The sequence below is a fragment of the Methylocystis borbori genome (assembly GCF_036576025.1).
Classification (GTDB): Bacteria; Pseudomonadota; Alphaproteobacteria; order Rhizobiales; family Beijerinckiaceae; genus Methylocystis; species Methylocystis borbori.
This window is the reverse complement of the sequence record NZ_JAZHYN010000006.1, coordinates 1-25183: the sequence shown is the minus strand read 5'-3', so window position 1 is coordinate 25183 and position 25183 is coordinate 1. Positions and strand designations below refer to the sequence as shown.

Below are 25183 nucleotides of genomic sequence, written 5' to 3'. Positions count from 1 at the left end.
GGAAAGATATCCATTCAGCCCTTCATATGCGGACGGCCGCTCCGGCCAACTGAAAGCCCTTTGCCAATATGCCAAAAATCGCCCCAGAACATGCCGGGGCCGAGCAGGGCCGGTCCGCCTTCGCTCCAGCCGAGCTCGCGATCGTCCGCCGCGCCTACGCCGCTCAAATGCTCGCGGTTGTCGGCGTCGCCAATCCGGCCCTCGAAGCCGCTTACGCCGCTGTGCCGCGCGAGCTTTTTCTCGGCGAGCCGCCATGGACCATCGCTTCGCCCTTCGGCCGCCTGCGATCGCTGCCTCGTCCCGATCCGGCGCTTGTCTACCAGGACGCGCTCTTCGCGCTGAACCCTTTGCGCGGAATCAACAATGGTAGCCCCTCGCTGCACGCCCGGCTTCTCGATGCCTTGGGTCCGCGACAGGGCGAGCGCATCACGCATATTGGCGCTGGGACGGGCTATTACACAGCGATACTCGCGGAACTCATCGGGTCCTCCGGTCATATCATCGCCGTTGAATTCGATCCGGTCCTCGCCGGCAAGGCGGCGGCCTTTCTTGCCGATCGCCCGAATGTCTCGGTGGTCGTCGGCGACGGAGCGGAGTGGCCCCAAGACCTTGCGGATGGCGTTTACGTGAATTTCGCCGTCGCTCGTCCGGCCGACCGTTGGATTGAACGTCTTGCGCCTGGCGGCCGACTGGTCTTCCCCCTCGGCGTGATTGGCGAGAAAGGCCGTCAGCTCGGGGGACGTCATAGCGATCGTGGCGCGGCGCTCTGCGTCGAACGCCGCCCTGAAGGCTATTCAGCGAGGGTTTTAGGACCGGCATCTTTCGTTTACGCGGAAGGCCCGCTCGGGGCTGTCGACGCCGGCGAGAGCGCGCGCCTTCGCCAAAGCTTCGAGGCCGGAATGCTAAAAGAGGTGCGCAGCCTAATTTGGAAACTGCCGGCCCAAGAGAAAAATTGCTGGCATGTCGGCGACGGATGGGCGCTCAGTCTTGATGAGACCTCCGATTAAGACGCCATAACTCCATTCCGCCGAGAGAAAGAACGCCAACCTATGTCTCTTCGACACAAAGCGCGTCTTGTCCCGCTTGACGCGCTCCGTGGGCTTGCCGCTTTCCTCGTCTTAACGGGTCATATTCGCGCCTATGTGTTTCATAATCTCGGAGAAATCGACCAACCCGGCTTCTTGTTGAAGGGTTTTTACTTTCTCACGGGCATTGGGCATCAGGCTGTCATCATTTTTTTCGCGCTGAGCGGATTTCTTGTCGGAGGGCAGGCTTTAGCGGACATATTGGCCGGGCGCTTTCTCTGGTCCCGCTATTTATTGAGGCGTTTAACGCGTCTCTGGATCGTCGTCATTCCCGCGCTTCTCCTCACTTTTCTCTTCGATAAGGGAGGCATGTTGCTGAGCGGCGGAGCAGGTTACGACGGACGTTATTATGATGTTTTTCTGTCCGGCCCGCATAAACCAATAGGAGCCGATCTGTCGTTGCCCGCATTTCTGGGGAATGTCGCATTTTTGCAAACAATCACCGTGCCGATATTTGGCAGCAACGGCCCCATGTGGAGCCTGGCGAATGAATTTTGGTATTATATTATTTTCCCGATGGCCGCATGGCTCGCTTGCGTATCGATGACGACCTTAGAAAGACTAGCTCTTTTTATAGGTCTCCTCGCCGTGGTTCTCCTTCTTCCTGCCAGCATCCTGCGAGACGGCTTGATTTGGATCGGCGGAGCTGCGGCGGCTTGGTGCGCCAATCGGCCTGAATTGACCTTCTTTTTCAAACGTCATTCGACCCGAGTCGTCGCGATAATCTTATTCTTTTTTACGCTCGTCGCGTCAAAGGCGCGCCCCGATGTTATCGGCGATCTTTGGCTCGGCGTGGCGGTGGCCGCCGCCTTGCCTGCGCTGGCGCTTTCACCCAATATTGGCGGGCGCCGCTTCGCCTGTGCCGCATTCGCGGGGTCCGAAATCTCTTATAGTTTATATCTTACTCATTTCCCTCTGTTGACCTTCCTAATTCTATCAACTGCCGCGCCGGCCCGTTTCTTTCCAAACGGCGAAGGATTTGGCGTGTTCGTCCTCCTGTTGCTCATCACAACTTCCTGGGCGACGATTATTTGGTACTGCTTCGAGCGACATACTGACCGTGTCTACCGCTATATTCTGCGGCAACCCTCTGCCAGCGGTTCCTTCTCGCCTCAGCGGCGCGGAAAGTCATAAGACAAGCGTTTTCCCGGGTCGGCGTAGAAAATGGGTTAATTCAAGAACCAAAACGCGTTCATGTATCAATAATTCATGAACGCGTTTTAGATCGAGGCCTTCTCCGCTCAAGCGGAGAAACGCCAAAAAAACTATGCGTGAAGAGCCGTCGAAATCTCCGCGAGCGTCGCGCGCTCGGCCTCAGTCACCTTCACCCCGCCAAAGCCCAGAAAGCCGCCCTCCGTGCCGGCCTCGGCGACGAGATTGGCGATATCGTTCAGCCACTTCTTGAAGGCCGCGGAGTCGCCCGGCGCCTTGGCGTCGAGGATCGACGCCGTGCTGCGCAGCTCCGCCAAAGCGCGATCCTTGATCTCGCCGAGCTGAACGCCGTGCACCACATTTTTCACGCCCTCGCGCGCGGCGGCGCGCCCGTCCGGCGTCAGCAGATCCTCGACCACGGCCTTGATGAGCGCGTCCGCGCCGGAGTCGGCCTTGGCGGCGGCCAGCGCCTTGGCGCTCGCAAACCCCTCCTGCAGAATTCCGATAAAGCCGCTAGGGTCGGCCGCCGAGACGGCGAATCCGGCAAGCAGCGGCGCTTCGAGCACTTTCTTCCATTCATCGGGCGTGAAATTGGTCTTGTCGGCCATTTCTTCCTCCTATTGAACGCGGCTTTATGAACGAGCTAAATCGGCGCCCCACGGTTCAACCATTCACGGACGCCATTGTTCCCTGTGGCGTCGCGGGCGCGCTTTGACGGTTGCAAGGGATGAACTAGAAGCATGGCGGCATGAAGAACTTCCGCAATCGCCGCCTCGTGCCGCACAGCGCCGTCGAAATGTTCGAACTGGTGCGGGACGTCGAATCCTACCCGAAATTCGTGCCGCTCTGCGAAGCCGTCCGCATTCGGCGGCGCGACGAGACCGCGCCGGGCGTCGAGATGCTCGTTGTCGAGATGCAGGTCGGCTTCAAGGCGATCTGCGAGCGGTATACGAGCCGGGTCGCCAGCGACGCCAACAAGCTCGAAATTCGCGTGGACTGCCTCGATGGGCCGTTTCGCAAGCTCGACAACCGCTGGGGCTTTCGCGAGGAGTCGCCAGGGCCGGAAGGCCGGCCGCGTTCGACGGTGGATTTTTATATCGCCTATGAATTCAAGAATATCGCCCTCGGCGTGCTAATGGGCGCGATGTTCGATAAGGCGTTCCAGAAATATTCCGACGCCTTCGCCAAGCGCGCCGACGAGGTTTACGGACGGCGCTAGAGCGAGATCGTTCTTGATGGAAGCGCGATGCGATTCCATTTCAAACGATCCTGCTCTAAGTCGCTTTGACAGCGCCGATCATCATATCCAGCGCTTGTTCGACCGAGGCGGCGCGAATTTCCGCGCGTGAGAGCGGGCCGAAGCGCCGCTCGACATGGTCGACGCCGCTCTCCCGACGCGCGCAGGCGAAATGAACGAGTCCGACGGGCTTTTCCAATGACCCGCCGCCGGGGCCGGCGACGCCCGTGACCGCGACGGCGATATCGGCGAGGGAATGCGCAAGCGCTCCCTGCGCCATGGCGCGCGCGACCTCGGCAGAGACGGCGCCATGGGCCTCGATGAGCGGCCAGGGCACCCCGATCATGTCGCGCTTCGCTTCGTTGGAATAGGTGACGAAGCCACGCTCGAACACGTCCGAGGAGCCGGGAATCTCGGTTAAGGCCGCGGCGACGAGCCCGCCGGTGCAGGATTCGGCGGTCGCGACCCGCAAGCCCTTTGCGCGCGCCAGCTTAAGCAGCAAATTAGCTTTTACGTAATCAGTATTTTCATTCATTACGTATCTCGTAAATCGCGGTTGGGGCGGCCGCGCATCGTCTTTGTTTCGCCGCGCTGCTTCTTGCCCGCGAGACGCCTCAGCTTCGAACCGAGCGTCGGCTTGGTCTTCTTGCGCGGCGGGGGCGGGGCGGCCGCCGCGATCCGGATCAGTTCGATGAGGCGTTCCAGCGCGTCGGCGCGGTTGCGCTCCTGCGTGCGATGGCGGCGCGCCTCGATGAGGATCACGCCTTCCTTGGTGAGGCGGCGTCCGGCGAGGCGCGCGAGCCGCGCCTTCACCGGCTCGGGGAGATTGGGCGAGCCCCGCAGATCGAAACGCAGCCGCACGGCGGTCTCGACCTTTTGCACATTCTGGCCGCCGGGCCCCGAAGAACGCGCGAATTCCTCGACGATCTCGGAATCGTCGAGCGCGATCGCTTCGGTGACGCGGATCATGGAAGGGCCTCGGCTTTACGAGGCGGATCTATAGCAGATCGCGGCCAAGTTTGCTTCGGCGTCAGCTCGGGGCTCCCCGCGGGGACTTAACTTGCGGCTTTCTTGCTCACGGCAGGCGCACGGTCGCGATGGCGAGCGCCGCCATGCCTTCGCCCCGGCCCGTGAAGCCGAGTCTCTCGGTTGTCGTCGCCTTGATCGCCACCCTTCCGATCTCGACGCCCATGATCGCGGCGAGGCTCGCCCGAATATTCTCGCGATGCGGGCCGATCTTCGGCGCTTCGCAAATGATCGTCGCATCGACATGGGCGATGGCCCCGCCGCGCGCCCGCACGCGCTCGCAGGCGTGGGCGAGAAAGATCGACGAGGCCGCGCCTTTCCATTGCGGATCGGAAGGCGGAAAATGCGCGCCGATGTCGCCCTCGGCGATGGCGCCGAGAATGGCGTCGGTGATCGCATGCGCCAGCACGTCGGCGTCGGAATGGCCGGCGAGGCCCTGCGTATGGGGAATGGCGAGGCCGCCGAGCCAGACCTTATCTCCCGGCCCAAAGGCGTGGACGTCATAACCCTGTCCCATGCGCACGTCGGGCAGATCGGCGAAATTTACCTGCTTCAATTGCTGCATGGCGCGGGCGAAGTCCTCTTGCGTCGTGAGTTTGAAATTGGCGGCGTCGCCGGGAAAGATATGCACGCGATGGCCCGCCGCCTCGGCGATCATGGCGTCGTCCGTATAGTCGCGTCCGCCCGCCGCCGCCGCGCGATGCGCCGTGAGGATGAGATCGAAACGGAAGGACTGCGGCGTCTGCACGGCGCGCAGCCGCGCGCGGTCGGGCGTCGCGACGACCGCGCCAGCCGCGTCGATCTCCTTCACCGTGTCGGCGAGCCGCACGCCCGGCGCCGCTGCGCCATGCGCCTGCGCCGCCTCGACCGCGCGGGCGATCAGCGCGGCGTCCGCGAAGGGCCTCGCGGCGTCATGGATCAACACGATGTCGGGAGAGGCTTCCCGCGCCAGCGCCTCGAGCCCGGCGCGCGCGCTTTCCTGCCGCGTGGCGCCGCCAAGCGCCGGGGGCAGCAGGCCCCTTTGGTCGGCGGCGTCGAGTTCGGCGACGGCCGCTTCGTAAAGCGCGCGATCGTCCGGGTGAATGACGACCTTCAGCGCCGCCCCGGGCGCGCCCCGGCGCATCGCCAGTAAAGTATGGACCAGGAGGGCTTTTCCGGCGAGCGGGCGATATTGTTTGGGCAGGCCTTCGCCCGCGCGCGAGCCTCGCCCGCCGGCGACGATGAGAATGGCGAGGGAAGGGGTTTCGTCTGGCGCGCCCATACGCGCTCTCTGTCGGTTTTCCCGCATGTCGTCAAATGGCCAAAGGCGATGAGCTGTGACAAAAGGCATGTTGCATGTGCGAAGCGACCTGCTTATGATGTGAGCAAGATGGCTATTGCTGAAAAACTGGGCGTTGGTCTTGAGCCGTCGCCTCTGCGGATTGGCGGATTGACGCTGTCGGGGCGGGCGCTGCTCGCGCCCATGGCGGGCGTGACCGATCCGGCCATGCGCCGCATCGCCGGCAGGTTCGGCGCGTCGGCGACCGTCAGCGAGATGATCACCGCGGCCGGCGTCGCCAGGGGCGATCGCGAAACCGCCCTTCGTCTCGGCTGCGCCGGGCAGGGGCCGCGCGTCATTCAGATCGCCGCGCGCGCGCCCGAAGAAATGGCGGCGGCGGCGCGCTGCGCCGAGGACGCCGGAGCGGATTGGATCGACGTCAACATGGGCTGCCCTTGCAAGCGCGTCACCGGCGGGCTCGCGGGCGCGGCGCTGATGCGCGATCTCGATCACGCGGCGCGGCTCGTCCGCGCGGCGCGCAGCGCGATACGCGTTCCGTTAAGCGTAAAAATGCGGCTTGGCTGGGATGACGCGACACGTAACGCCGCCGAGCTAGGGCGCCGCGTCGAAGCGGAAGGCGCGGCGCTGATCGCCGTGCATGGCCGCACGCGCCAGCAGTTTTACACGGGCCGCGCCGATTGGCGGGCCATCGCGGCGGTGAAGGCCGCCGTGCGCATCCCCGTAATCGCCAATGGCGATTGCGCGAGCGAGGAGGACGCAGCGCAAATGCTCGCCCATTCCGGCGCCGACGGCGTCATGATCGGCCGCGCGGCGCTTGGCCAGCCCTGGCTTGTCGGCGACATAGCGTATTATCTTTCGAGCGGCAGGCGCCGCGGGGCGCCGAGCCCCGCCGCGCGCGCGGAAATCGCGCGCGAACATCTCGAAGGGCTGTTGCTCATGATGGGCGTCTCCGCGGGCCTGCGCCACGCGCGCAAACATCTTGCCACCTATGTCGATCGCCTTGGCGGCGGAGTCGACGCCGAATCGCGCCGCGTGCTGGTGACGACCGAGTCGCCGGAGGAGGCGGCGCGGCTCATCGAGGCTATTTTTATGAAAACGGCGGAACGGGAGATCGCCGCATGAGTATGTCGGATAGCGCCGGCCATAACGGCCCGCCTTGCGGGGCAGGCGGATTTCGCCCGCTCGACATCATCAATGGGACGGGCCGCTCCTGCGTGCTCGAAGCCCTGCCGAACGCCATTCTCACCGTCGCCCGCGACGGAGCGATCGAGGACGCCAACGCAGCCGCCGAGGCCTTTTTCGAAATGAGCAAGCCCTTGCTCATTGGCCATACGCTCGACCGGCTGCTGCCCTTCGGCTCGCCGCTCATCACCCTCATCCAGCAGGTGCGAGAACGCGGCGCCACGATCAACGAATATAAGGTGGACCTCGGCCGGCCGGGGCAGGAGTCGGACCGGCGCGTCGACGTGCATTGCGCGCCGCTGCCGGAGGGCGAAGGGATGGTGCTGGTCATGCTCCAGGAACGGACAATTGCCGATAAAATAGACAGGCAACTGACGCATCGAGGCGCCGCCCGCTCAGTATCCGGGCTCGCCTCCATGCTGGCGCATGAGATCAAGAATCCGCTGTCCGGCATTCGCGGCGCCGCACAATTGCTCGAAACGTCGCTCTCCGACGCCGATCGGGCGCTTACCCAGCTGATCTGCGAGGAGACCGACCGCATCGTGCGGCTGGTGGACCGCATGGAGGTCTTCTCCGACGCCCGGCCCTTAAAGCGCGAGCAGGTCAATATTCATTCTGTCCTCGATCATGTGAAGCGCGTCGCCCAGACGGGATTCGCGCGCAACGTGCGTTTTGTCGAAAACTACGACCCGTCGTTGCCGCCCGTTTACGCCAATCGCGACCAGCTCGTTCAGGCCTTCCTCAATCTCGTGAAGAACGCCGCCGAGGCGGTAGGCGAGGCGGTCGACGGCGAGATCGAATTGTCGACCGCCTTCCGGCCGGGCGTCAGCCTGCGCGCGCTCGGGGACAAGAACCCGATCGGCCTGCCGCTCGAATTCTGCGTGCGCGACAACGGCCCCGGCGTGCCCGACGATATCGCCGCGCATCTCTTCGACCCCTTTGTCACGACGAAATCTTCGGGAACTGGCCTCGGACTTGCACTTGTGGCCAAGATCGTCAACGACCACGGCGGCATTGTCGAATGCGAATCTCTCCCCCGACGCACGACGTTTCGCGTGCTGATGCCCATGTACCGAACCAAAAGGTCCGACCCGCGCGAGGAGCGGCGCGCGTGATATCTCGCAGGAGCGGGAGAAAAAATCGATGACGCGAGGCGAAATTCTGGTCGCCGACGACGACGCCTCCATCCGCACGGTCGTCGCGCAGGCGCTTTCCCGGGCAGGCTATGAAGTGCGCACCACCGGCGCCGCGGCCACGCTGTGGCGCTGGGTGCAGTCGGGCGAGGGCGATCTGGTCGTGACCGACGTCGTCATGCCGGACGAAAACGCCTTCGAGCTTCTGCCGCGGATCAAGAAGCTGCGGCCGGAACTGCCGATCATCGTCATGAGCGCCCAGAACACCTTCATGACGGCCATTCGGGCGTCTGAGCGCGGCGCCTATGACTATCTGCCCAAGCCCTTCGACCTTAAGGAGCTCGTCGGCATCGTCGGCCGCGCCATGGCCGAGCCGCGCAAACATCCCGAAGACACTGGCCATGAGGAAATCGAGGGGATGCCGCTCGTCGGCCGCTCCCCGGCGATGCAGGAAATCTATCGCTCGCTCGCGCGGCTGATGCAGACCGACCTCACCGTCATGATCAACGGCGAGTCGGGCACCGGCAAAGAGCTCGTCGCCCGGGCCCTGCACGATTACGGCAAGCGCAAGAAGGGGCCCTTCGTCGCCGTCAATATGGCGGCCATTCCGCGCGACCTCATCGAGAGCGAACTCTTTGGCCATGAGAAGGGCGCCTTCACCGGCGCCAATCAGCGCTCCGCCGGGCGCTTCGAACAGGCGGAAGGCGGCACGCTCTTTCTCGACGAGATCGGCGACATGCCGATGGAGGCGCAGACGCGGCTCCTGCGCGTGCTGCAGCAGGGCGAATATACGACGGTCGGGGGGCGCACGCCGATCAAGACCAACGTCCGCATCATCGCCGCGACCAATAAGGATCTGCGCATCCTCATCCAGCAGGGCCTCTTCCGCGAGGACCTGTATTTCCGCCTCAACGTCGTGCCGCTGCGCCTGCCGCCGCTGCGCGAGCGCGCCGAGGACATTCCCGATCTCGTCCACCATTTCTTCAAGGTGGCGGCGAGCGAGGGTCTGCCGCAGAAATATATCGATCAGGCGGCGCTCGACCGGATGAAGAAATATCGCTGGCCGGGCAATATCCGCGAATTGGAGAATCTCATCCGCCGTCTCGCGGCGCTGCATCCGCAGGAGGTGATCTCCGACCAGCTCGTCGAAGCCGAGCTCGAACACGAGCTGCGGCAGGCGGACCCGGGCGACAAGGCGGCGGCCGGCGCGCAGTCGCGCGAACTCCCGGACGGCCAGACGCTCTCGAGCTCGGTTGAACTGCATCTCGCCAAGCTCTTCCGCGACTATGGCGATCAATTGCCGCCGCCGGGCCTTTATCACCGCATCATCCGCGAGATCGAGATTCCGCTCGTCTCGGCGGCGCTCGCGGCGACGCGCGGCAATCAGATTAAGGCGGCGGAGCTTTTGGGCCTCAACCGCAACACGCTGCGCAAGAAGGTCAACGACCTCGACATCAGGCTGATGCGCTCGCCGCGATAAGGCGGGCGCATCGCCTTCTCATTCATTTGGACCATGCCAATTGCGCAACGGTGGGGATAGCATGACCCGCCGGTCAACGCTTTCGACCGGATTTATTGGGGTTTGAGCGGTCGTCGCTCGACATTTTCAACAGACCGCTCATTTCGATAGGAGCGTTTCATGGCCGACGACATTGCCAAATTGACCGCCCGCATCGACCGTCTTGAGTCTGCTCTCGGCCATGTTCCGGGAGGAGGGGTCACCGATCCGCCGCCAGACCCGTGGCCGTGGCCGCATTGGCCCTTCCCGCGCCCCTGGCCGCCGCGTTGGCCGCCGTTTCCATGGCCAAATCCCTTGCCTCCGGGACCGATCATCGATCCGGCGCCTTTCGATCTGTCTCAATTGACGCGTCCACAACTTGAGATGGCGCTCGAGCAGATCAAGTCGCAGCGCGTGAGGCTCGACGCCCAGGAAAAAGCGATCAACACGCAGCTCAAAAATGTGAAGTAGCGCGACTTTCCGCTTTGGCCGCCCGCGCCGCGGGCGGCCGCCGCCGCGCGGCACGAAATTTTATCAAACCGTCAGTTTCGAAAAGACATTGGAGGGCGTCATGAACGCCATACCGCAAAGAGAGAGCGGCCGGCCGCAGCGGGCCTTGCTTGTCGGATTTCAGGATCAGGACAATCTCGGGCTTCGTTACCTGTCGTCGGCCGCGCGCAGCGCCGGCCATGCGCCGGAGATCGCCACTTATGAGGCCGATCCCTCCGCCTTGGCGCGGCAGGTCCTTGACGGCGGCTATGACTTCGTCGGGCTTTCGCTGATCTTTCAATATATGACGCCGGGCTTCGCGGCCGCGGTTGCGGCGCTGCGCGAAGCGGGCGTGAGCGCCCATATCAGCATGGGCGGCCATTATCCGAGCTTCGCCTATGAGGAGGTCCTGCGCGGGGCGCCGGGACTGGATTCGATCGTCCGCTTCGACGGCGAATTGACCCTCGTCTCTCTGCTCAACAATTTATCGCGTGGCGCCGATTGGCGGGAGACGGCTGGAATCGCCTTTCGCGGCGCCGATGGCGCTATTCACGCCGCCTGCTTGCGCGAGCCGCTCGCCGATCTCGACGCCTTGCCATGGCCCGATCGCGAAACGATCAACTATGAGAGCCACGCCCTCTCGACCGCGTCGGTTCTCGGCAGCCGGGGTTGCCCGTGGGACTGCAGCTTTTGCTCGATCCGGCCGTTCTATGAGGCGCAGGGCGGTCAGCTGCGCCGGCTGCGCCGGCCCGACGCCGTGGTCGATGAGATGATCGATCTGCACGAGCGCCGTTCGGTTCCCGTCTTCCTGTTTCAGGACGATGATTTTCTTGCGACCGGGCGGCGCGCCCGCGAATGGGCGGGAAAAATCGCCGACCGGCTCGTCGACGAGGGCTACGCCGGCGACATCGCCTTCAAGATCAGCTGCCGCTCCGACGAGATCGACGAGGCCGCCATCCGCCGCCTCATGGCCGGCGGGCTGACGCATGTCTATATGGGCGTCGAGTCGGGCGACGAGACGAGCCTCGCCACGATGAACAAGAAGCTCGGGCCGCAGCGCCACATCCGCGCCGGCGCGATATTGAAGTCGCTGGGGCTCTCCTTCGATTTCGGCTTCATGCTGATGGAGCCTTATTCGACCTTCGAGACGATCCGCAACAATATCGCTTTTCTCGACGCCTTCGTGGGCGATGGCTGGTCGGTCGCGCCTTTCTGTCGGATGCTGCCTTACGCCGGCACGCCCATTCGAGAGCGGCTCCTCTCCGAGGGGCGGCTTGCGGGAACCGAGTTCCAGCCGGACTACAGCTTCCTCGATCCCAAACTCGACATTTATTACGAGTGGATGATCGAAACCTTCCACCGCCGCAATTTCACCGCCGAAGGGCTTTGCCATCTCCTGCGCTATTATCTCTTCGAGGCGCGCCTGCGTCTGCGCGGCAAGGGAGTCGCGCCGCAGCGCCTCGCCCAACTCCAATATATCGCCGCGGTCGCCAATGGCGTCGCCTGTCAGGTGCTGCGCTCCGCGCTCGACCATATCGAAAGGACGCCGCTCGACACGCTGCGCCGCGACCGCGAATTTTTGAAAGCGTTAACGGCCCATGAGGCGCGCGAAGAGGAGCGGCTGATGCAGGAATTGCGGCGCTATTGCGCGCTCGTCGCGGCCGACCGGCGCGAAAACGTCATGGATTCCTTCGATAAATCATGGACCTTCGAGGGCGTGGAGCGCGAGGCTCCGAGGAACAGCGCCCCTCTCGGCGTCGCTTGATCCGTGCCATCCGGAGATAAGACGGGAAAAGCCCGTTGAATTGCAACCGGCTCCGGCGGAGCCTATACAAACGGCATGGCCCTGACCGAAGATCCGGCTTCTCAGCCGCTTGCAAAAGGCAGAGCGCCGCTTCGCAGCTGGCTCGGTCCGATCATCGTGGTCGGCGCCGTCGGCTGCGCCTTGGCCACTTTCCTCGTCGTCGCGGAATTCGGGGCGGTGTCGCCCACGGACGACCGGCTGCTGCCGCTGCTTGTCCTCAACGGACTCTCGGTCGCCGTTCTGCTCGGCATGGTGCTTGTCAAGGTTTGGCGGCTCTATCTGGTCTGGCGGAGCGGGGCGGCGGCGGCGCGGCTGCATGTGCGCACGGTCGGCTATTTTGCGATCATCGCGCTGATCCCGGCGATCATGCTCGCGATCGCGGGCTCGCTCACGCTGGAGCGGGTGCTCAACCCCGCCTTCATGGCGAGCGTCAAGCATTTCGTCCACAATACGGCGGAGGCGGCGGCGATTTTTCGCGAAAGCCAGTGCCGGGCGCTGTTGCAGGAGGCGCAGCTCACGGCCTCCGACCTCGACCGCGCGGCGATCCTCTTCAATACGGATCGTCCCTATTTCCATCAGATCTTTCAGTCCCGCGCTTATTTTCTTGGCTTCTCGGTCGCGGCGCTCGTCAAATCCTCGGGCGAAATCGTCGACCGCATCGACGTGGCGCAAAACGCCGCGGCGATCGTCATCGCGCCGCCGCAGGCGGAATTCGACGATGCGCGGCGCGGGGAGCCGCTCTGCCTCGTCATCGACGACGGCAACAGCTTCGTCGCGTTGCGCGTCTTGAACGCCTTTCAGGACACGTTTCTTTACGTGACGCGGCCGATCGACCCGATCGCCGTGGAGTTTCCCAAGCAGGCGCAAAGCCTCATCAGCAATTACGACAAGTTCGATTCCTATCGCGCCGCGGTGCAACGCGCCTTCGTGCTGATGTATGCGCTGCTGACGACGATCATGCTGCTCTCGTCGATCTGGTTCGGACTGGATTTTGCTGACCGCCTCGTGAACCCAATCCGCGCGCTCATCGCCGCGACGGACGCGGTTTCCGCCGGCAATCTCGACGTGCGCGTCACCGTCGACAAGGCGCAAGGGGAGCTCTCACGCCTTGGCGAAGTGTTCAACAATATGACGACGGAGCTCAATCTGCAGCAGACCCGGCTGATCGAGGCGAATCGCATCAACGACGAACGCCGCGAATTCACCGAAGCCGTTCTCGCCGGCGTGCCGGCGGGAGTGATCGGGGTCGACTCGGAGGGCGTCGTCACCGTGCTGAACCGCTCGGCGGAGGAACTGTCTTTCGCCGCCGATCAAGGCAAGCCCGCCATCGGCGTGTCGGTCGCCGCCGTGCTGCCGGAAATCGCGCCAATCCTGAAAGACGCCGGAGAAATCTTTCCGCGCGCCGTGCAAAGCCAGATCACCGTCAAGCGCGGCGCCTCGGAGCGCACCTTCAATGTGCGCGTGACCTCCGCGCGGGCGAAGGAAGGCCATCCCAATTTCGTCGTCACGCTCGACGACATCACCGATCTCGTCATGGCGCAGCGCACCTCCGCCTGGGCCGACGTCGCGCGGCGCATCGCGCATGAGATCAAGAATCCGTTAACGCCGATCCAGCTTTCGGCCGAGCGGCTTCGCCGCAAATACGGCAAGGTCATTCAGGAGGACCGCGACATTTTCGACCAATGCACCGATACGATCGTGCGTCAGGTCGACGACATCAAAAGAATGGTGGACGAATTTTCGTCCTTCGCGCGCATGCCCAAGGCGCGGCCGGAACGCGACGATCTCAACGAATGCATTCGGCGCGTGGTCTTTCTCATGCGCGTCGGCAACGCTGACATAGATATTGTCGAGAATTTGCCGGAAACGCCCGTTTTCGCCCAAATCGACCGGCGTTTGCTGTCGCAAGCGCTCACCAATATCATCAAAAACGCCGCGGAGGGCATCGCCGCCAGGGAAGAAAAGGACGCGCAGGAGAAAGGACGAATCGAGATCAACCTCGATGTGCGCGACCGCATGGCCGAAATCGACGTGATCGATAATGGTAAGGGCTTCCCGGCCATGAACCGGCAACGCCTGCTCGAGCCTTACATGACGACGCGGTCCGACGGAACCGGCCTTGGCCTGCCGATCGTCGCGAAAATCATCGAGGATCACGGCGGCCGCCTGGAATTGCTGGACGCGCCCACAGGGCGGGGCGCCTGCGTGCGGCTGATCTTGCCGCTCGCCGACGAGACGGGGACAAAACGCGAGCCGCCAACGGCGAGCGGCGAAACGGAGGGGCCGCATGCCCAAGCGGGGCAGGCGGGACAAAGCGGGGCGTGATGGCGAGCGACATACTGATCGTTGACGACGAAGAAGATATACGGGAGTTGGTCGCCGGCATTTTGAGCGACGAAGGACATGGCGTTCGCACCGCCAAGGACGCCGACGAGGCGCTCGCGGCGATCGCCGCGCGGCGGCCGCATCTCGTCTTCCTCGACATCTGGCTGCAGGGCTCGCGGCTCGACGGGCTGCAGGTGCTCGAAGTCGTGCAGAAACAGCACAAGGGCCTGCCCGTCGTGATGATCTCGGGCCATGGCAATATCGAGACGGCGGTCAGCGCCATCAAGATTGGCGCCTATGACTTCATCGAGAAGCCGTTCAAGGCGGACCGGCTGGTGCTCGTCGCCGAACGCGCGCTCGAAGCCTATCAGTTGAGACGCGAGCTTTCGGCGCTGCGCCAACGCGCCGGCGCCTTCGACCGCATCGTCGGCGACTCGCCGCCCGCCCATCAGCTTCAGCAGCTCATCGCCCGCGTGGCGCCGGTCAATTCGCGCGTGCTCATTACCGGCGCGCCTGGCACGGGCAAGGAGCTCGCCGCCCGCTGCATTCACGAAGCCTCGACCCGCGCCGGCGGCCCCTTCGTCGTCATTAATTCGGCGACGATCACCCCGGAAAATATGGAGATCGAGCTTTTCGGACGCGAGGAGCCGGACGGCGAGCGCAAGATCGGCGCGCTGGAAGAGGCGCATGGCGGCACGCTGTTCCTCGACGAAATCGCCGACATGCCCAAGGACACGCAGGCGAAAATCCTGCGCGTGCTCGTCGATCAGACCTTCCAGCGGGTCGGCGGCGCGCAGAAGGTCAAGGTGGACGTGCGGATCATCTCCTCTTCGGCGCGCGACCTAGCCTCGGCGATCGAGGAAGGGACGCTGCGGGAGGATCTCTTCCATCGCCTTGCCGTCGTCCCGATCCGCGTGCCCTCGCTCGCAGAGCGGCGCGAGGACATTCCGGCGCTGATCAATTATTTCATGGAGAATATGTCGCTCGCCTCGGGCATGCCGCGGCGCAGGATCGCCGAGGACGCGCTCGCCGTCCTCCAGTTGCACGATTGGCCCGGCAACATTCGGCAGTTGAAAAACAACGTCGAACGGCTGATGATCCTGACCTCCGGGGACGCCGGCGCGGTCATCACGGCGGAGATGCTGCCGCCTGACGTCGGGGAGCTCGTGCCCGCGACGCCGGCCGGGGTGCGCGGCGAAAAACTGATGAGCCTGCCGCTGCGCGAGGCGCGCGAAGTCTTCGAGCGCGAATATCTCGTGGCCCAGCTCAACCGCTTCTCCGGCAATATTTCACGCACCGCCGAATTCATCGGGATGGAGCGATCCGCCTTACACCGAAAACTGAAGTCGCTTCTTATCGAATCTTAATATCAGTTATTTAAGGCTATCTCTTAATGTTCTACATCATATACTTTCACACGCCGCGCTTGGTCGCTCGGGATAAGCCCGCTATATGCGCGTCGAGGTCGCCGCCGGCGCTTTCGACCAATCCGCCTTGCGCTTCGCCATTCGAGAGGTTCTAATGAAGCTTGGCGGCGAAAAAATAAAAACGATCCCAAGGGGGCGGCGTCAAACCGCTCGGCTCAACAAAAAAAGAGAACAGGACAGCCGATGTCGTCAGAACGTTCGCAGAATCTGCAAGATACATTTTTGAATTTCGTCAGGAAGAATAAAGTCCCGCTCACCATCTTCCTTGTCAATGGCGTCAAACTGCAGGGCATTGTCACCTGGTTTGACAATTTCTGCCTGTTGTTGCGGCGAGATGGCCATTCTCAACTCGTCTATAAGCACGCCATCTCGACGATCATGCCCGGACACCCCATACAGATGTTTGAGCCCGGCGACGATGACGGGCAGGGCGATAAGCAGCGGTAGACGGATTGAACGCGAAATTCGAAGCAAAGCGCGTGTCGCGTGAGAAGCGCGTCGCGACCCGCGCCCTGGTTGTAGCGCCTTATCTCGCGCAAAGCGCGGCGCAGCTCGGGCGCGATCCTCAGGCGCGGCTCGCGGAGGCGGTCGGCCTGGCGCAGGCGATCGACCTCGAAGTCGTGGGGGAAATCTCAGTTTCCTTGAACGAAGTTCGTCCCGCGACCTATCTCGGCAAGGGCAAGGTCGAGGAGATTGCCGAAATCGTCAAGGAACGGGAGGCGGCGCTGGTCAGCATGGACTGCCAACTCTCGCCCGTGCAGCAGCGCAATCTGGAGAAAGCCTGGGACGCCAAGGTCATCGACCGCACCGGCCTCATCCTCGAAATCTTCGGCGAGCGCGCGCGCACCAAGGAGGGCGCGCTGCAGGTGGAGCTCGCGCATCTCGCCTATCAGAAATCGCGGCTCGTGCGCTCCTGGACCCATCTGGAGCGCCAGCGCGGCGGCTTCGGCTTCCTGGGCGGACCCGGCGAGACCCAGATCGAGACCGACCGCCGCCTGATCGAGGAGCGCATGCGCCGCATCGAGCACGATCTCGACAAGGTCAAGCGCACGCGGGCGCTGCATCGCAAGACGCGCCGCGACGTTCCCTATCCCGTCGTCGCGCTTGTAGGCTACACCAACGCCGGCAAATCGACGCTTTTCAATCGGCTGACCAAAGCGGAAGTCCTGGCGCGGGACATGCTGTTCGCGACGCTCGATCCGACGCTGCGCCAGATCCGCCTGCCGCATGGGGCGCGCGCGCTGCTCTCGGACACGGTGGGCTTCATTTCCGATCTGCCGACCATGCTGGTCTCGGCCTTCCGCGCGACGCTCGAAGAAGTCATGCTCGCCGACGTGGTCCTGCATGTGCGGGACGTGTCGCATGAGGATTGGGAGTCGCAGGCGAAGGATGTAGAAGCCATTCTCGCCGAACTCGGGCTCAAGGGCGCCGAGGAAGGGCGCATTTTGGAAGTCTGGAACAAGATCGACGCGCTCGATCCCGAGCGGCTTGCGGCTCTGCGTCTCGCCGCGCGCGGGATCGAGGCGCGCCGGCGCCCGACGCTCGTCTCGGCGCTGACGGGCGAAGGGCTCGACGAATTGCTGGCGCGAATCGAGGAGACGCTCGCGGCCGGACGCGTGAAGCTCGAACTCGATCTCGACGCGGCCGACGGCGCCGGGCTCGCCTGGCTTCACGCCCACACCGAAGTTCTCGAACGCGACGCGCTGCCGCAAGGCGGCGTTCGCCTCGTCGTGCGCGTCGATCGCGAGCGTTCCGCAAGCGTCGCCCGGCGCTTTCCGCAAGCCGAAATTGTGCGGGAGCGGGGCGGGAAGCGCCGGCGCGCGGCGTCGTAGACCGAGCGCGCCGGCTTTAGCGCGCCTTTTCGAAGCCTTTCGCCTCGACCCACAATTCTTCCATCTCGTCGAGCGAGGCCTGCGCCGGCGCGCGCCCCGCCGCGGCGAGTCTTTGCTCAATATGGCGGAAGCGCCGCTCGAATTTGGCGTTGGCGGCGCGCAGCGCCTGTTCGGGATCGACCTTGGCGTGGCGCGCGAGATTGGCGACGACGAAAAGCAGGTCGCCGACCTCTTCTTCCAGGGCGGGCGAGGCGACCGCGCCCGGCGCGGCGAGTTCGGCGGCGACCTCTTCGGTCTCCTCGCGAATCTTGCCGAGCACATGCCGCGCGTCGTTCCAGTCGAAGCCGACCGCCGACGCCTTTTGCTGAAGTTTCACGGCGCGGGTAAGCGCGGGCAGGGCGAGAGGAACGCCTTCGAGAAGGCTTGCGGGCGCCTGGCCTTTCTCCGCCTTTTCGCGCGCCTTGATCTCGCTCCATTGTGCGGCGACCCGCTCGGAATCGACGCTTCCGCCATCGCCAAAGACATGCGGATGCCGGCGGATGAGTTTGGCGCAGATCGCGTCGACCACGTCCGCAAAGGCGAAAGCGTCGGTTTCCTGCGCCATGCGTGCGTGAAAGACGACCTGCAGCAGGAGATCGCCCAGCTCATCCTTCAATTCGTCGAGATCGCCGCGCTCGACCGCCTCGGCGACCTCATAGGCCTCTTCAATCGTATAAGGCGCGATCGAGCGGAAATCCTGCTCGAGATCCCAGGGACAGCCGCTGCCCGGCGTGCGCAGCGCCGCCATGATCTCGATAAGACGGGCGACGTCGCCGGGCGGACGGCCGGACATGACAGGGTCCCTCAAAAGAAAACGCCGCGCTCCCCGAAGAGAGGACGCGGCGCAGATGCGGATGGCGTGTTTAGTCCAGGTTGATGGACAGCGCCTCGCGGCCCTTCGCCGTATCGACGACCTGCATCGTCACCGGCTGACCCTCAGCCAGGCGGTTCACGCCCGAGGGTCCGAGGATCGAGATATGGACGAAAACGTCCTTGCCGCCGTCGTTGGATTGAACGAAGCCAAAGCCCTTGGTTTCGTCGAACCATTTGACCTTGCCGGAGACTGTCACGGCGGTCGACGGATCGGGCGCCTGGCGGCGGGGCCGGGGACTGTCGAAACCGCCTCCGCCACCGAAACCGCCGCCGCCGCCGCTTCTCGGCGGGGGGGCGCGCTCGGAGGCGCCGGCGAGATCGACTTCGAGAATGCGCGCGACCTGCTGGCCCTTCACCGAACTCGTCACTTGGACCTGAAGCTTGGCGCCCGGCGGCAAAGTGTCATATCCAGCGGCCTGCACCGCTCCGATATGAAGAAAGGCGTCGCCGGTGCCATTGGCCAGTTCGACAAAGCCGAAGCCCTTATCGGATTTGAACCATTTGACGATGGCTTCGACGGCGGGCTCGTTCAATGACGGCGGCGGGGCGTCTGGAAATCCCCCGCCTCCGAATGGCGAGCGCGGCGGCCGGCTGCTCGGTCGCGGCGCATCATAACCGAACGGGGCGTCGTCATCGAATCCGCGCTTGCGGGGGCCCCGGAAATCTCTACCTTTGCTCATGTCTAGTGCTCGTCTCCGCCAAAAACGGCAAGACTGCTATGTCAAACGCGTGCGCCCAGACGTTCCCGCCCGGGCGCCGAAAGGCGTCCGCTCGGAAACGACGATGATGTGCCTGTTGAATGCCATATAGTCCCGCGCAACGAGCCTTTTATCAGAATTTTGCCCTTGAAGGCCAGAGAATTCCGTAGGCGGATCCAAAAATCCCAACGATCGCCACAGTTTGAAACGCTGCGAATTTTCCGGCGGCCGGGCTTAATGGCAGCTTTTGCAGCGTGTTAGCCGGGTTTTGCGCGCGCGGCGCGCCGAGGTTGGAAAATTTGCAGTCGCGCCTTGGCTCTGTCGCGAGCGTCGCGGCTCGGCTTCGGAGGCGACACGCCCGCGAAAGCGAAGCCTCCTCAAGAAAGCCGTCGACATAGGTTCGCGCCGCGAGGCAGGAAACCGGAGACCTCATTTGAGAAGACGAGGGAACCCACTTGCGGCTTTGGAATCTAAGATCCTAGATTCGCATAATCGATATTATGGAACCTAATCTGGCGTATCCGGGCGATCAGGCTTCGAGCCGCATTCCGTCATAAGCCGGCGTGACATTTTCCGGCAGCGTCGCCGAAAGCGCGTCGTAATCGAGATCGACATGCAGGTCCGTCAGCACGGCGCGCTTCGGGCGAAAATGCGCGATGAACTCCAGCGCCTGTCCGACCGAAAGATGCGTGCCATGGCGCTGATGGCGCAGCGCGTCGATGATCCAGAGATCCAACCCCTCGAGATATTGGGCGCTCTCGGGCGGTATGGCATGGAGGTCCGGCGTATAGGCCACATTGTCGAAACGAAAGCCGAGCGCGTCCATATCGCCGTGATCGAGGCGGAACGGCGTCGCGCCGATCTCGCCGCCCGGCCCTTCGATCGAGACGGCGCGCCCCAGATGCAGCCGATGCTCGATCATCAGCGGCGGATAGAAACTGCCCGGCGGCGTCTCGAAGACGTAACCGAATTTCGCGGCGAAGGCGCGCGAGGTCGGCTCGTCCATATAGGCCGGGATACGCCGGCCGCTCATGATGACGAGCCCGCGCACGTCGTCGACGCCATGAGTGTGGTCGGCGTGCGGATGCGTATAGAGCACGCCGTCGAGCCGCTTGACGTCGGCGTCAATGAGCTGCTCGCGCAGGTCCGGGCCGGTGTCGACGAGGACTTGCGTCGCCGCCCCCTGGGGTCCGCGCGCGACGAGGATCGAGCAGCGCCGGCGCCGGTTCTTGGGGTTGCCGGGATCGCATTTTCCCCAGCCTTGCCCGACGCGCGGCACGCCGCCCGACGAGCCGCAGCCAAGGATCGTGATCCTGAGCGTCACGCGGCCTCTTTCAGCGCCGGCATTTTGGAAAAAAGCCGCAGCGCATTGGCTGTGGTGGCCTCGGCGAGCGCCGCTTCGCTCACCCCCTTAAGCCCCGCGAGAAGGCGCGCGGTATCGACCACAAAGGCGGGCTCGTTGCGCTTTCCGCGATGCGGCGTCGGCGCGAGGAAAGGCGCGTCGGTTTCGACGAGCATGCGGTCGAGCGGCGTGTCACGGGCGATCTCGCGCAGATATTCAGCGTTCTTGAAGGTCACGACGCCGGAAAAGGAAAGATAGAGGCCAAGCTCCAGGGCGGTCTCGGCCAAGGCGCGGCCGCTCGTAAAGCAATGGAGCAGGGCGGGGAAAGCCCCCTTCCCCATCTCCTCCTTCAGGATCGCGGCGCAATCCTCGTCGGCGTCGCGCGTGTGGATGACGAGCGGCAGGCCGCTCTCGCGCGCCGCTGCGATATGGGTGCGAAAGACGCGCCGCGACAGTTCGCGGGGCGCATGATTGTAGTGATAGTCGAGCCCCGCTTCGCCGAGGCCCACGCATTTTGGATGCTGCGACAGCGCGACCAGCGCCTCGACCGTCGGCTCCGCTTCCTCATGCGAATGATGGGGATGCGTTCCGACGGTGCAGAACACGTCGTCATAGGCTTCCGCCACCGCCTTCACGCGGTCGAAACGCGACAGATGGGTGGAGATGGTGATCATCCGCCCGACGCCGCGCGCCTTGGCGCGGGCGACCACCTCGGCCTGTTCCGGCGCGAAGTCGGGGAAATCGAGATGGCAGTGGGTGTCGATAAGCATGGTCATTCCGGGAACAGCAGCCGTTCATAGTCCATCGCGCCGTGAAGCACATGCAGGATTTCCACCGCCGATGGCTGAATGCGATAGAAGATCAGATAGTCTCCGTGAACGCGGCGTCGCACGCCGAGGCGCTCATAACCGGGAACTGCTGAAATCTTTCCGGCATATAGGACAATCCCTCGCAGCATTCCCTCAGTTCTAGCAGGAAACTTGCCGCGCGAGCCGGGCTTGACTCCGCGATCGCGTCGCCGACGCGTTCGAGATCGGTCTCGGCCGCTTCCGTGAGGACGACGATCATCGGCGCGTTTTGGCGGCGCCTCCATATTTCGCCTCAAGCCGGTCGAAAACGGCGTCGACGGGCTTGAGCCTGCCGGCCTCGGCGTCGGCAACGCCGCGCGCAATGGCGACGTCCAGCGCGGCCAAACGCGCCTCGCGCTCTTGAATGAGGCGCACGCCCTCCCGCAGCACCTCACTCTTGGAATTATATCTGCCGGACGCAACGAGGCTGCTCACGAAGGCTTCCAATTTGTCGCCTAAATCTGCGCTGATGGCCATAAGCTTCCTCCGCTACCGGAATATGGCTCCTTCAATAACTATTATCAATCTGGGACATAACGGCGAAGCGTGGCGATAGGTCGGATTGTCGAGCGAGCGCAAACTTCCCAATATAGCCCTCGGCGCCCGTCGAAACGCGCAGGCTGAGGAGGTCAGCAATCGGCGCTCTAACAATAGGAGGGGCCATTGACGCAAAATGACGAGAGCCGTCCGCTGGCGACGGCCAGGGACGTGAGGGAGACGCTGGGCGATATGGACGACGCCACGCTCTCGGCGATCCTCGAGCTGCGGCCAACGATCGCGGATATCGAGGAGGCCTCCGTCTGGCTATCCGGCGACCGCGACGTTTTCGGCGCCGGCGCGCCACTGAAAGATGTCGCGGGCGAGATCGTTTCGCTTCTATCCGTCGATGACGAGGAGGGCGCTCCGCGCATCCCATGAGCGCCGCTTCGCTCCGGCTCTTTCTTTGCGGCGACGTAATGATCGGCCGGGGCGTGGATCAGATACTCCCCGCGCCCTGCCCGCCGAAGCTTTATGAGGAATATCTCTCCTCGGCCGAAGACTATGTGCGCCTCGCCGAAGAGGCCTCGGGGCCGATCCCGCGCAAGGCGGATTTCGCATATGTCTGGGGGGACGCGCTCGAAGCGTTTCAGGCGAAAGCGCCAGATGCGCGGATCGTCAATCTCGAAACAAGCGTGACGCTGAACGAGGCCGCCGAAGCCAAGAGCGTCAATTATCGCGTGAGTCCCACGAATGCGGCATGTCTATCCGCGGCCGGCATCGACTGCTGCGCGCTCGCCAATAATCATGTGCTCGACTGGGGACCGCGAGGCCTCATCGACACGCTCGATACGCTTGCGCATTTTGGGATCGAGACCGCCGGCGCCGGGCGCGATCTCGACGCGGCGCAAAGGCCGGCGATCCTCGACATTCCGCGTAAGGGGCGGCTCCTCATTCTCTCCTTCGCTTCGCCCGACGGCGGCGCTCCGAGGGATTGGGCTGCGACCGGCGCCGCGCCGGGCGTCAATTTGCTCGCCGACTTGTCGCCAAGAAGCGCCGCGCGCGCTTGCGACCTCGCGAACAGCTTCCGAGGGCCGGGAGACATTCTGATCGTCTCCATTCACTGGGGGCCGAACTGGGGCTATGGCGTTCCCGACGATCAGCGCCGCTTCGCCCATGAACTCATCGAAAAGGCGGACGCCGCGGTCGTCCACGGCCATTCCTCCCATCATGCGAAAGGCATGGAGGTTCACCGGAACCGCCTGATCCTTTACGGATGCGGCGATTTCCTCAACGATTATGAGGGAATCTCCGGTTACGAGCGCTTTCGCGGCGATCTTTCGCTGATGTATTTCGCGGATATTGACGCGGCGAGCGGCGATCTCGTCGCGCTGGCGCTTGTTCCGCTGCATATGCGCCGATTCCGGCTCGAACGCGCGTCTGGCGCCGACGCCGACTGGCTCGCCCGCAGGCTCGATCGCGAAAGCGCTCCCTATGGCGTCCGCATCCGGCGCCGGGACGATGGAACGCTCTACGCGCATTGGCGCGACGGCGACGCTTGTGACGCGCCCCGCGCCGCCCCCATATGAAGAGTCGGGGGCCAAGCGGAGTTCAGGCGATGGCCATCGTCCTCAACCATACGATCGTGCCGGCGCGCGACAAGGAAGCGGCGGCGCGCTGGTTTGCGGAGATTTTCGGCCTGCATTATGACGGCGCGAAGGGTCATTTCGCGCCCGTTAAAGTGAATGACGCGCTGACTCTTCTCTTCGACGCGCACGCCGCCTTCGAGCCGGGACATTACGCCTTCCATGTGAGCGACGCCGACTTCGACGCGATCTTCGGCCGCGTCAAGGAGAAGGCCCTCGCCTTCGGCAGCGCGCCGGGACGCTTCGACGACGGCCGGCTCAATGATTGGGGCGGCGGCCGCGGCGTTTATTTCAAGAGCCCGGACGGGCATGTGCTGGAGCTGATGACCGTCCCGCAATGAGCGGGCGTCATTTGCATTTCGCGCGCAGCGACGCCGCGACATGGCCGACCAGAGGATCGTATTTGTCCTTCTCGCTCGCCGGATATTCGAGAAAGACGCTGTTCCAGATCGTATCGCGGCAGGACAGCAGCGATTTTCGATAGAAGATCTTTTCGCCCTTGACGCCGGAAACCACGAGCCAGTCCCTGCCCCGCCGCTCATATTCGATGGTCTCGCCCTCAAGCGGCCCGAGTCTCAGCGCGAATTCCTCTTTGCGCGGCCCGATGGAGAACATGCCCGAGACAATGATCTCGGCGCGCCCGTCCGGCGATGTAAAAACGCGCCCGTCATTGTTCTCCGGCGGCGCGCCCATCCGCCATCCTTGGGGAACCTCCGCCGTCGTTCCAAAGCGCGGGTTATGATAGGCGCGCCAGCTCTCGGCGCTCGCGCTCTGTGCGGCGAAAGCCGCGAGGACGACCGCCAGAAATATCCTCACGCGCGCGCCGCCTCGAAGACGATCGCCTGCATCGGCACGCGGGTCGGACCCGCGCCAAACTCCTGCGCAAGCCGTTTCGTCATCTCTTCGACGAGCGTTTCCGGCGCGACCCCGCCGCGCGCGCGAACCTGATCGACGAAAGGATTGCCGCAGATGAGCCCCGTCGCAAAAGGCCTGGGATCGGCGATCTCCTTCACGCGCGGCAATATGGAGACCACGATATTGACGAAACCCGCCGCGGTGAGCGCCTCCTTGATCGGGTCGATGTCGGCGTAGGAGAATGGCGTCTTGAGGAATTGCGGCGGATCGGCCGGGAAAAAACGCTCCGCGAGTTCAAGCCCGAAGCGCGCGAAAGGATTGTAGCTCGGCGAGTCCCAGACGCTGAACAGATAGCGCCCGCCGGGCCGCAGCACGCGCCGCGCCTCGCGATGCGCCGCGGCCTTATCTGGAAAGAACATCAGGCCGAACTGGCAGACGACCGCGTCGAAACCCTCATCCACGAAAGGCAGGGAAACGGCGTCGGCCGTCTCGAAGGCGACCTCCTCGCCTGCGCGGAACTTTCCCCGCGCCACATCGAGCATCGGTTCGTTGAGATCGGTCGCCGTCAGCCGGACTTGTGGATCGAGCGCGTCGCGCAGCTTGCGCGTGACGATCCCCGTCCCGGCGGCGATCTCCAGCACGTCCCGCGGCGCGCCAAGCGCCGTCCGCCTGGCGATGTCCGCGGCGTAATCCTCGAAAATTACCGGACCGAGGCCGCGGTCATAATGCGCGGGGATGTCGCCGACGAAACGCGCCGTCTCGCTGGTCATGTCGCACGCCTCGCCGTTCTGCGTCCTTAAGGAGCGGCCCTATTGGGCCGGCTCCTCCGCGGGAGCCGCCGGCTTCGGCTTGGGCTTCGGCTTCGGCTTGGGTTTCGGCTTCGCCGGGGCGGGCGGGGGCGGCGGCGGCTCGGGTTCAGCGGCGGGCGCCGCTTCC

At 64.0% G+C, this 25183-nt stretch carries 29 protein-coding genes; 15 read left to right on the top strand and 14 right to left on the bottom strand.

Annotated elements, in window-relative coordinates:
* Positions 1–14: 14 nt before the first annotated feature.
* Entirely contained in the window at positions 15–497 is a 483-nt protein-coding gene (locus V3H18_RS03215) for a hypothetical protein (RefSeq protein WP_332080541.1), read from the bottom strand.
* Between V3H18_RS03215 and V3H18_RS03210 the strand changes: the two genes are divergently transcribed.
* Positions 402–1007 (top strand): protein-L-isoaspartate O-methyltransferase family protein, encoded by a 606-nt coding sequence (locus tag V3H18_RS03210; protein WP_332080538.1) that lies wholly within the window; start codon positions 402–404, stop codon positions 1005–1007. The two genes, V3H18_RS03215 and V3H18_RS03210, sit on opposite strands and share 96 nt — an antisense overlap.
* A 42-nt stretch (positions 1008–1049) precedes the next feature.
* Positions 1050–2219 (top strand): acyltransferase family protein, encoded by a 1170-nt coding sequence (locus tag V3H18_RS03205; protein ID WP_332080449.1) that lies wholly within the window; start codon positions 1050–1052, stop codon positions 2217–2219.
* A gap of 131 nt (positions 2220–2350) precedes the next feature.
* Here the strand turns inward: V3H18_RS03205 and V3H18_RS03200 are convergent, their stop codons facing one another.
* Positions 2351–2845, bottom strand: coding sequence for a hypothetical protein (locus V3H18_RS03200; RefSeq protein WP_332080448.1), 495 nt, complete (start codon positions 2843–2845; stop codon positions 2351–2353).
* A 140-nt stretch (positions 2846–2985) separates the two neighbouring features.
* Here V3H18_RS03200 and V3H18_RS03195 point away from each other — a divergent pair, with 140 nt between their 5' ends.
* The gene (locus tag V3H18_RS03195; protein WP_332080447.1) at positions 2986–3456 is read left to right on the top strand and encodes a type II toxin-antitoxin system RatA family toxin; all 471 of its coding nucleotides are present in this window, start codon (positions 2986–2988) and stop codon (positions 3454–3456) included.
* Positions 3457–3511: 55 nt separating this feature from the next.
* Here the strand turns inward: V3H18_RS03195 and V3H18_RS03190 are convergent, their stop codons facing one another.
* The 3 genes from V3H18_RS03190 to V3H18_RS03180 all read right to left on the bottom strand — a co-directional run bounded on the left by V3H18_RS03190 (position 3512) and on the right by V3H18_RS03180 (position 5761).
* Complete coding sequence (locus V3H18_RS03190) at positions 3512–4009, bottom strand: CinA family protein (protein WP_332080446.1); 498 nt, start codon at positions 4007–4009, stop codon at positions 3512–3514.
* Positions 4009–4443: an alternative ribosome rescue aminoacyl-tRNA hydrolase ArfB gene (gene arfB, locus V3H18_RS03185; protein WP_332080445.1), complete on the bottom strand. Its 435-nt coding sequence runs from the start codon at positions 4441–4443 to the stop codon at positions 4009–4011. The genes V3H18_RS03190 and arfB overlap by 1 nt, the downstream gene beginning before the upstream one ends.
* A gap of 106 nt (positions 4444–4549) precedes the next feature.
* Positions 4550–5761 (bottom strand): bifunctional 2-C-methyl-D-erythritol 4-phosphate cytidylyltransferase/2-C-methyl-D-erythritol 2,4-cyclodiphosphate synthase, encoded by a 1212-nt coding sequence (locus tag V3H18_RS03180; protein WP_332080444.1) that lies wholly within the window; start codon positions 5759–5761, stop codon positions 4550–4552.
* Positions 5762–5869: 108 nt separating this feature from the next.
* Here V3H18_RS03180 and dusB point away from each other — a divergent pair, with 108 nt between their 5' ends.
* The 9 genes from dusB to hflX all read left to right on the top strand — a co-directional run bounded on the left by dusB (position 5870) and on the right by hflX (position 17469).
* Positions 5870–6901 carry a tRNA dihydrouridine synthase DusB gene (gene dusB / locus V3H18_RS03175; protein ID WP_332080443.1) on the top strand — a complete coding sequence of 344 codons (1032 nt, stop codon included), beginning with the start codon at positions 5870–5872 and terminating at the stop codon, positions 6899–6901.
* The gene (locus V3H18_RS03170) at positions 6898–8076 is read left to right on the top strand and encodes a two-component system sensor histidine kinase NtrB (RefSeq protein ID WP_332080442.1); all 1179 of its coding nucleotides are present in this window, start codon (positions 6898–6900) and stop codon (positions 8074–8076) included. Before dusB ends, V3H18_RS03170 begins: the two co-directional genes overlap by 4 nt.
* Positions 8077–8104: 28 nt before the next feature.
* The gene (gene ntrC / locus V3H18_RS03165) at positions 8105–9574 is read left to right on the top strand and encodes a nitrogen regulation protein NR(I) (RefSeq protein WP_332080441.1); all 1470 of its coding nucleotides are present in this window, start codon (positions 8105–8107) and stop codon (positions 9572–9574) included.
* Positions 9575–9733: 159 nt separating this feature from the next.
* Entirely contained in the window at positions 9734–10063 is a 330-nt protein-coding gene (locus V3H18_RS03160; protein WP_332080440.1) for a hypothetical protein, read from the top strand.
* A gap of 100 nt (positions 10064–10163) precedes the next feature.
* Positions 10164–11846, top strand: coding sequence for a B12-binding domain-containing radical SAM protein (locus V3H18_RS03155; RefSeq protein ID WP_332080439.1), 1683 nt, complete (start codon positions 10164–10166; stop codon positions 11844–11846).
* A 75-nt stretch (positions 11847–11921) separates the two neighbouring features.
* Complete coding sequence (locus V3H18_RS03150) at positions 11922–14210, top strand: sensor histidine kinase NtrY-like (protein WP_332080438.1); 2289 nt, start codon at positions 11922–11924, stop codon at positions 14208–14210.
* The gene (ntrX, locus tag V3H18_RS03145; RefSeq protein WP_332080437.1) at positions 14210–15577 is read left to right on the top strand and encodes a nitrogen assimilation response regulator NtrX; all 1368 of its coding nucleotides are present in this window, start codon (positions 14210–14212) and stop codon (positions 15575–15577) included. Before V3H18_RS03150 ends, ntrX begins: the two co-directional genes overlap by 1 nt.
* A gap of 243 nt (positions 15578–15820) precedes the next feature.
* Positions 15821–16084: an RNA chaperone Hfq gene (gene hfq / locus V3H18_RS03140; RefSeq protein ID WP_332080436.1), complete on the top strand. Its 264-nt coding sequence runs from the start codon at positions 15821–15823 to the stop codon at positions 16082–16084.
* Between the two features lie 32 nt (positions 16085–16116).
* Positions 16117–17469, top strand: a complete 1353-nt coding sequence (hflX, locus tag V3H18_RS03135; RefSeq protein WP_332080435.1) for a GTPase HflX — start codon at positions 16117–16119, stop codon at positions 17467–17469.
* Between the two features lie 16 nt (positions 17470–17485).
* Here hflX and mazG read toward each other — a convergent pair whose 3' ends face one another.
* From mazG to V3H18_RS03100, 7 genes are all read right to left on the bottom strand, one after another.
* Entirely contained in the window at positions 17486–18301 is an 816-nt protein-coding gene (gene mazG / locus V3H18_RS03130; protein ID WP_332080434.1) for a nucleoside triphosphate pyrophosphohydrolase, read from the bottom strand.
* A gap of 70 nt (positions 18302–18371) precedes the next feature.
* Positions 18372–19061, bottom strand: coding sequence for a cold-shock protein (locus V3H18_RS03125; RefSeq protein WP_332080433.1), 690 nt, complete (start codon positions 19059–19061; stop codon positions 18372–18374).
* 547 nt (positions 19062–19608) lie between these two features.
* Positions 19609–20403, bottom strand: a complete 795-nt coding sequence (locus V3H18_RS03120; RefSeq protein ID WP_332080432.1) for an MBL fold metallo-hydrolase — start codon at positions 20401–20403, stop codon at positions 19609–19611.
* Positions 20400–21191, bottom strand: a complete 792-nt coding sequence (locus tag V3H18_RS03115) for a TatD family hydrolase (RefSeq protein ID WP_332080431.1) — start codon at positions 21189–21191, stop codon at positions 20400–20402. Before V3H18_RS03115 ends, V3H18_RS03120 begins: the two co-directional genes overlap by 4 nt.
* Positions 21192–21193: 2 nt before the next feature.
* Positions 21194–21313 carry a type II toxin-antitoxin system RelE/ParE family toxin gene (locus V3H18_RS03110; RefSeq protein WP_332080430.1) on the bottom strand — a complete coding sequence of 40 codons (120 nt, stop codon included), beginning with the start codon at positions 21311–21313 and terminating at the stop codon, positions 21194–21196.
* The gene (locus V3H18_RS03105; protein WP_332080429.1) at positions 21283–21489 is read right to left on the bottom strand and encodes a type II toxin-antitoxin system RelE/ParE family toxin; all 207 of its coding nucleotides are present in this window, start codon (positions 21487–21489) and stop codon (positions 21283–21285) included. Before V3H18_RS03105 ends, V3H18_RS03110 begins: the two co-directional genes overlap by 31 nt.
* Positions 21486–21746 carry a type II toxin-antitoxin system ParD family antitoxin gene (locus V3H18_RS03100; RefSeq protein ID WP_332080428.1) on the bottom strand — a complete coding sequence of 87 codons (261 nt, stop codon included), beginning with the start codon at positions 21744–21746 and terminating at the stop codon, positions 21486–21488. Before V3H18_RS03100 ends, V3H18_RS03105 begins: the two co-directional genes overlap by 4 nt.
* Before the next feature lie 186 nt (positions 21747–21932).
* On the opposite strand from V3H18_RS03100, the gene V3H18_RS03095 reads away from it, so the two are divergent.
* Genes V3H18_RS03095 through V3H18_RS03085 form a run of 3 tightly spaced genes read left to right on the top strand, consistent with a single transcriptional unit; the run spans position 21933 to position 23733 of the window.
* Complete coding sequence (locus V3H18_RS03095; RefSeq protein ID WP_332080427.1) at positions 21933–22187, top strand: hypothetical protein; 255 nt, start codon at positions 21933–21935, stop codon at positions 22185–22187.
* Complete coding sequence (locus tag V3H18_RS03090; protein WP_332080425.1) at positions 22184–23335, top strand: CapA family protein; 1152 nt, start codon at positions 22184–22186, stop codon at positions 23333–23335. The genes V3H18_RS03095 and V3H18_RS03090 overlap by 4 nt, the downstream gene beginning before the upstream one ends.
* Before the next feature lie 29 nt (positions 23336–23364).
* A complete protein-coding gene (locus V3H18_RS03085) occupies positions 23365–23733 on the top strand; it encodes a VOC family protein (RefSeq protein WP_332080423.1) in 369 nt (122 codons plus the stop codon).
* Between the two features lie 7 nt (positions 23734–23740).
* On the opposite strand, the gene V3H18_RS03080 is transcribed toward V3H18_RS03085, so the two are convergent.
* Both V3H18_RS03080 and V3H18_RS03075 read right to left on the bottom strand, forming a co-directional pair.
* Complete coding sequence (locus V3H18_RS03080; RefSeq protein ID WP_332080422.1) at positions 23741–24208, bottom strand: hypothetical protein; 468 nt, start codon at positions 24206–24208, stop codon at positions 23741–23743.
* Positions 24205–25017: a class I SAM-dependent methyltransferase gene (locus tag V3H18_RS03075; protein WP_332080421.1), complete on the bottom strand. Its 813-nt coding sequence runs from the start codon at positions 25015–25017 to the stop codon at positions 24205–24207. The genes V3H18_RS03080 and V3H18_RS03075 overlap by 4 nt, the downstream gene beginning before the upstream one ends.
* Positions 25018–25183: the final 166 nt, after the last annotated feature.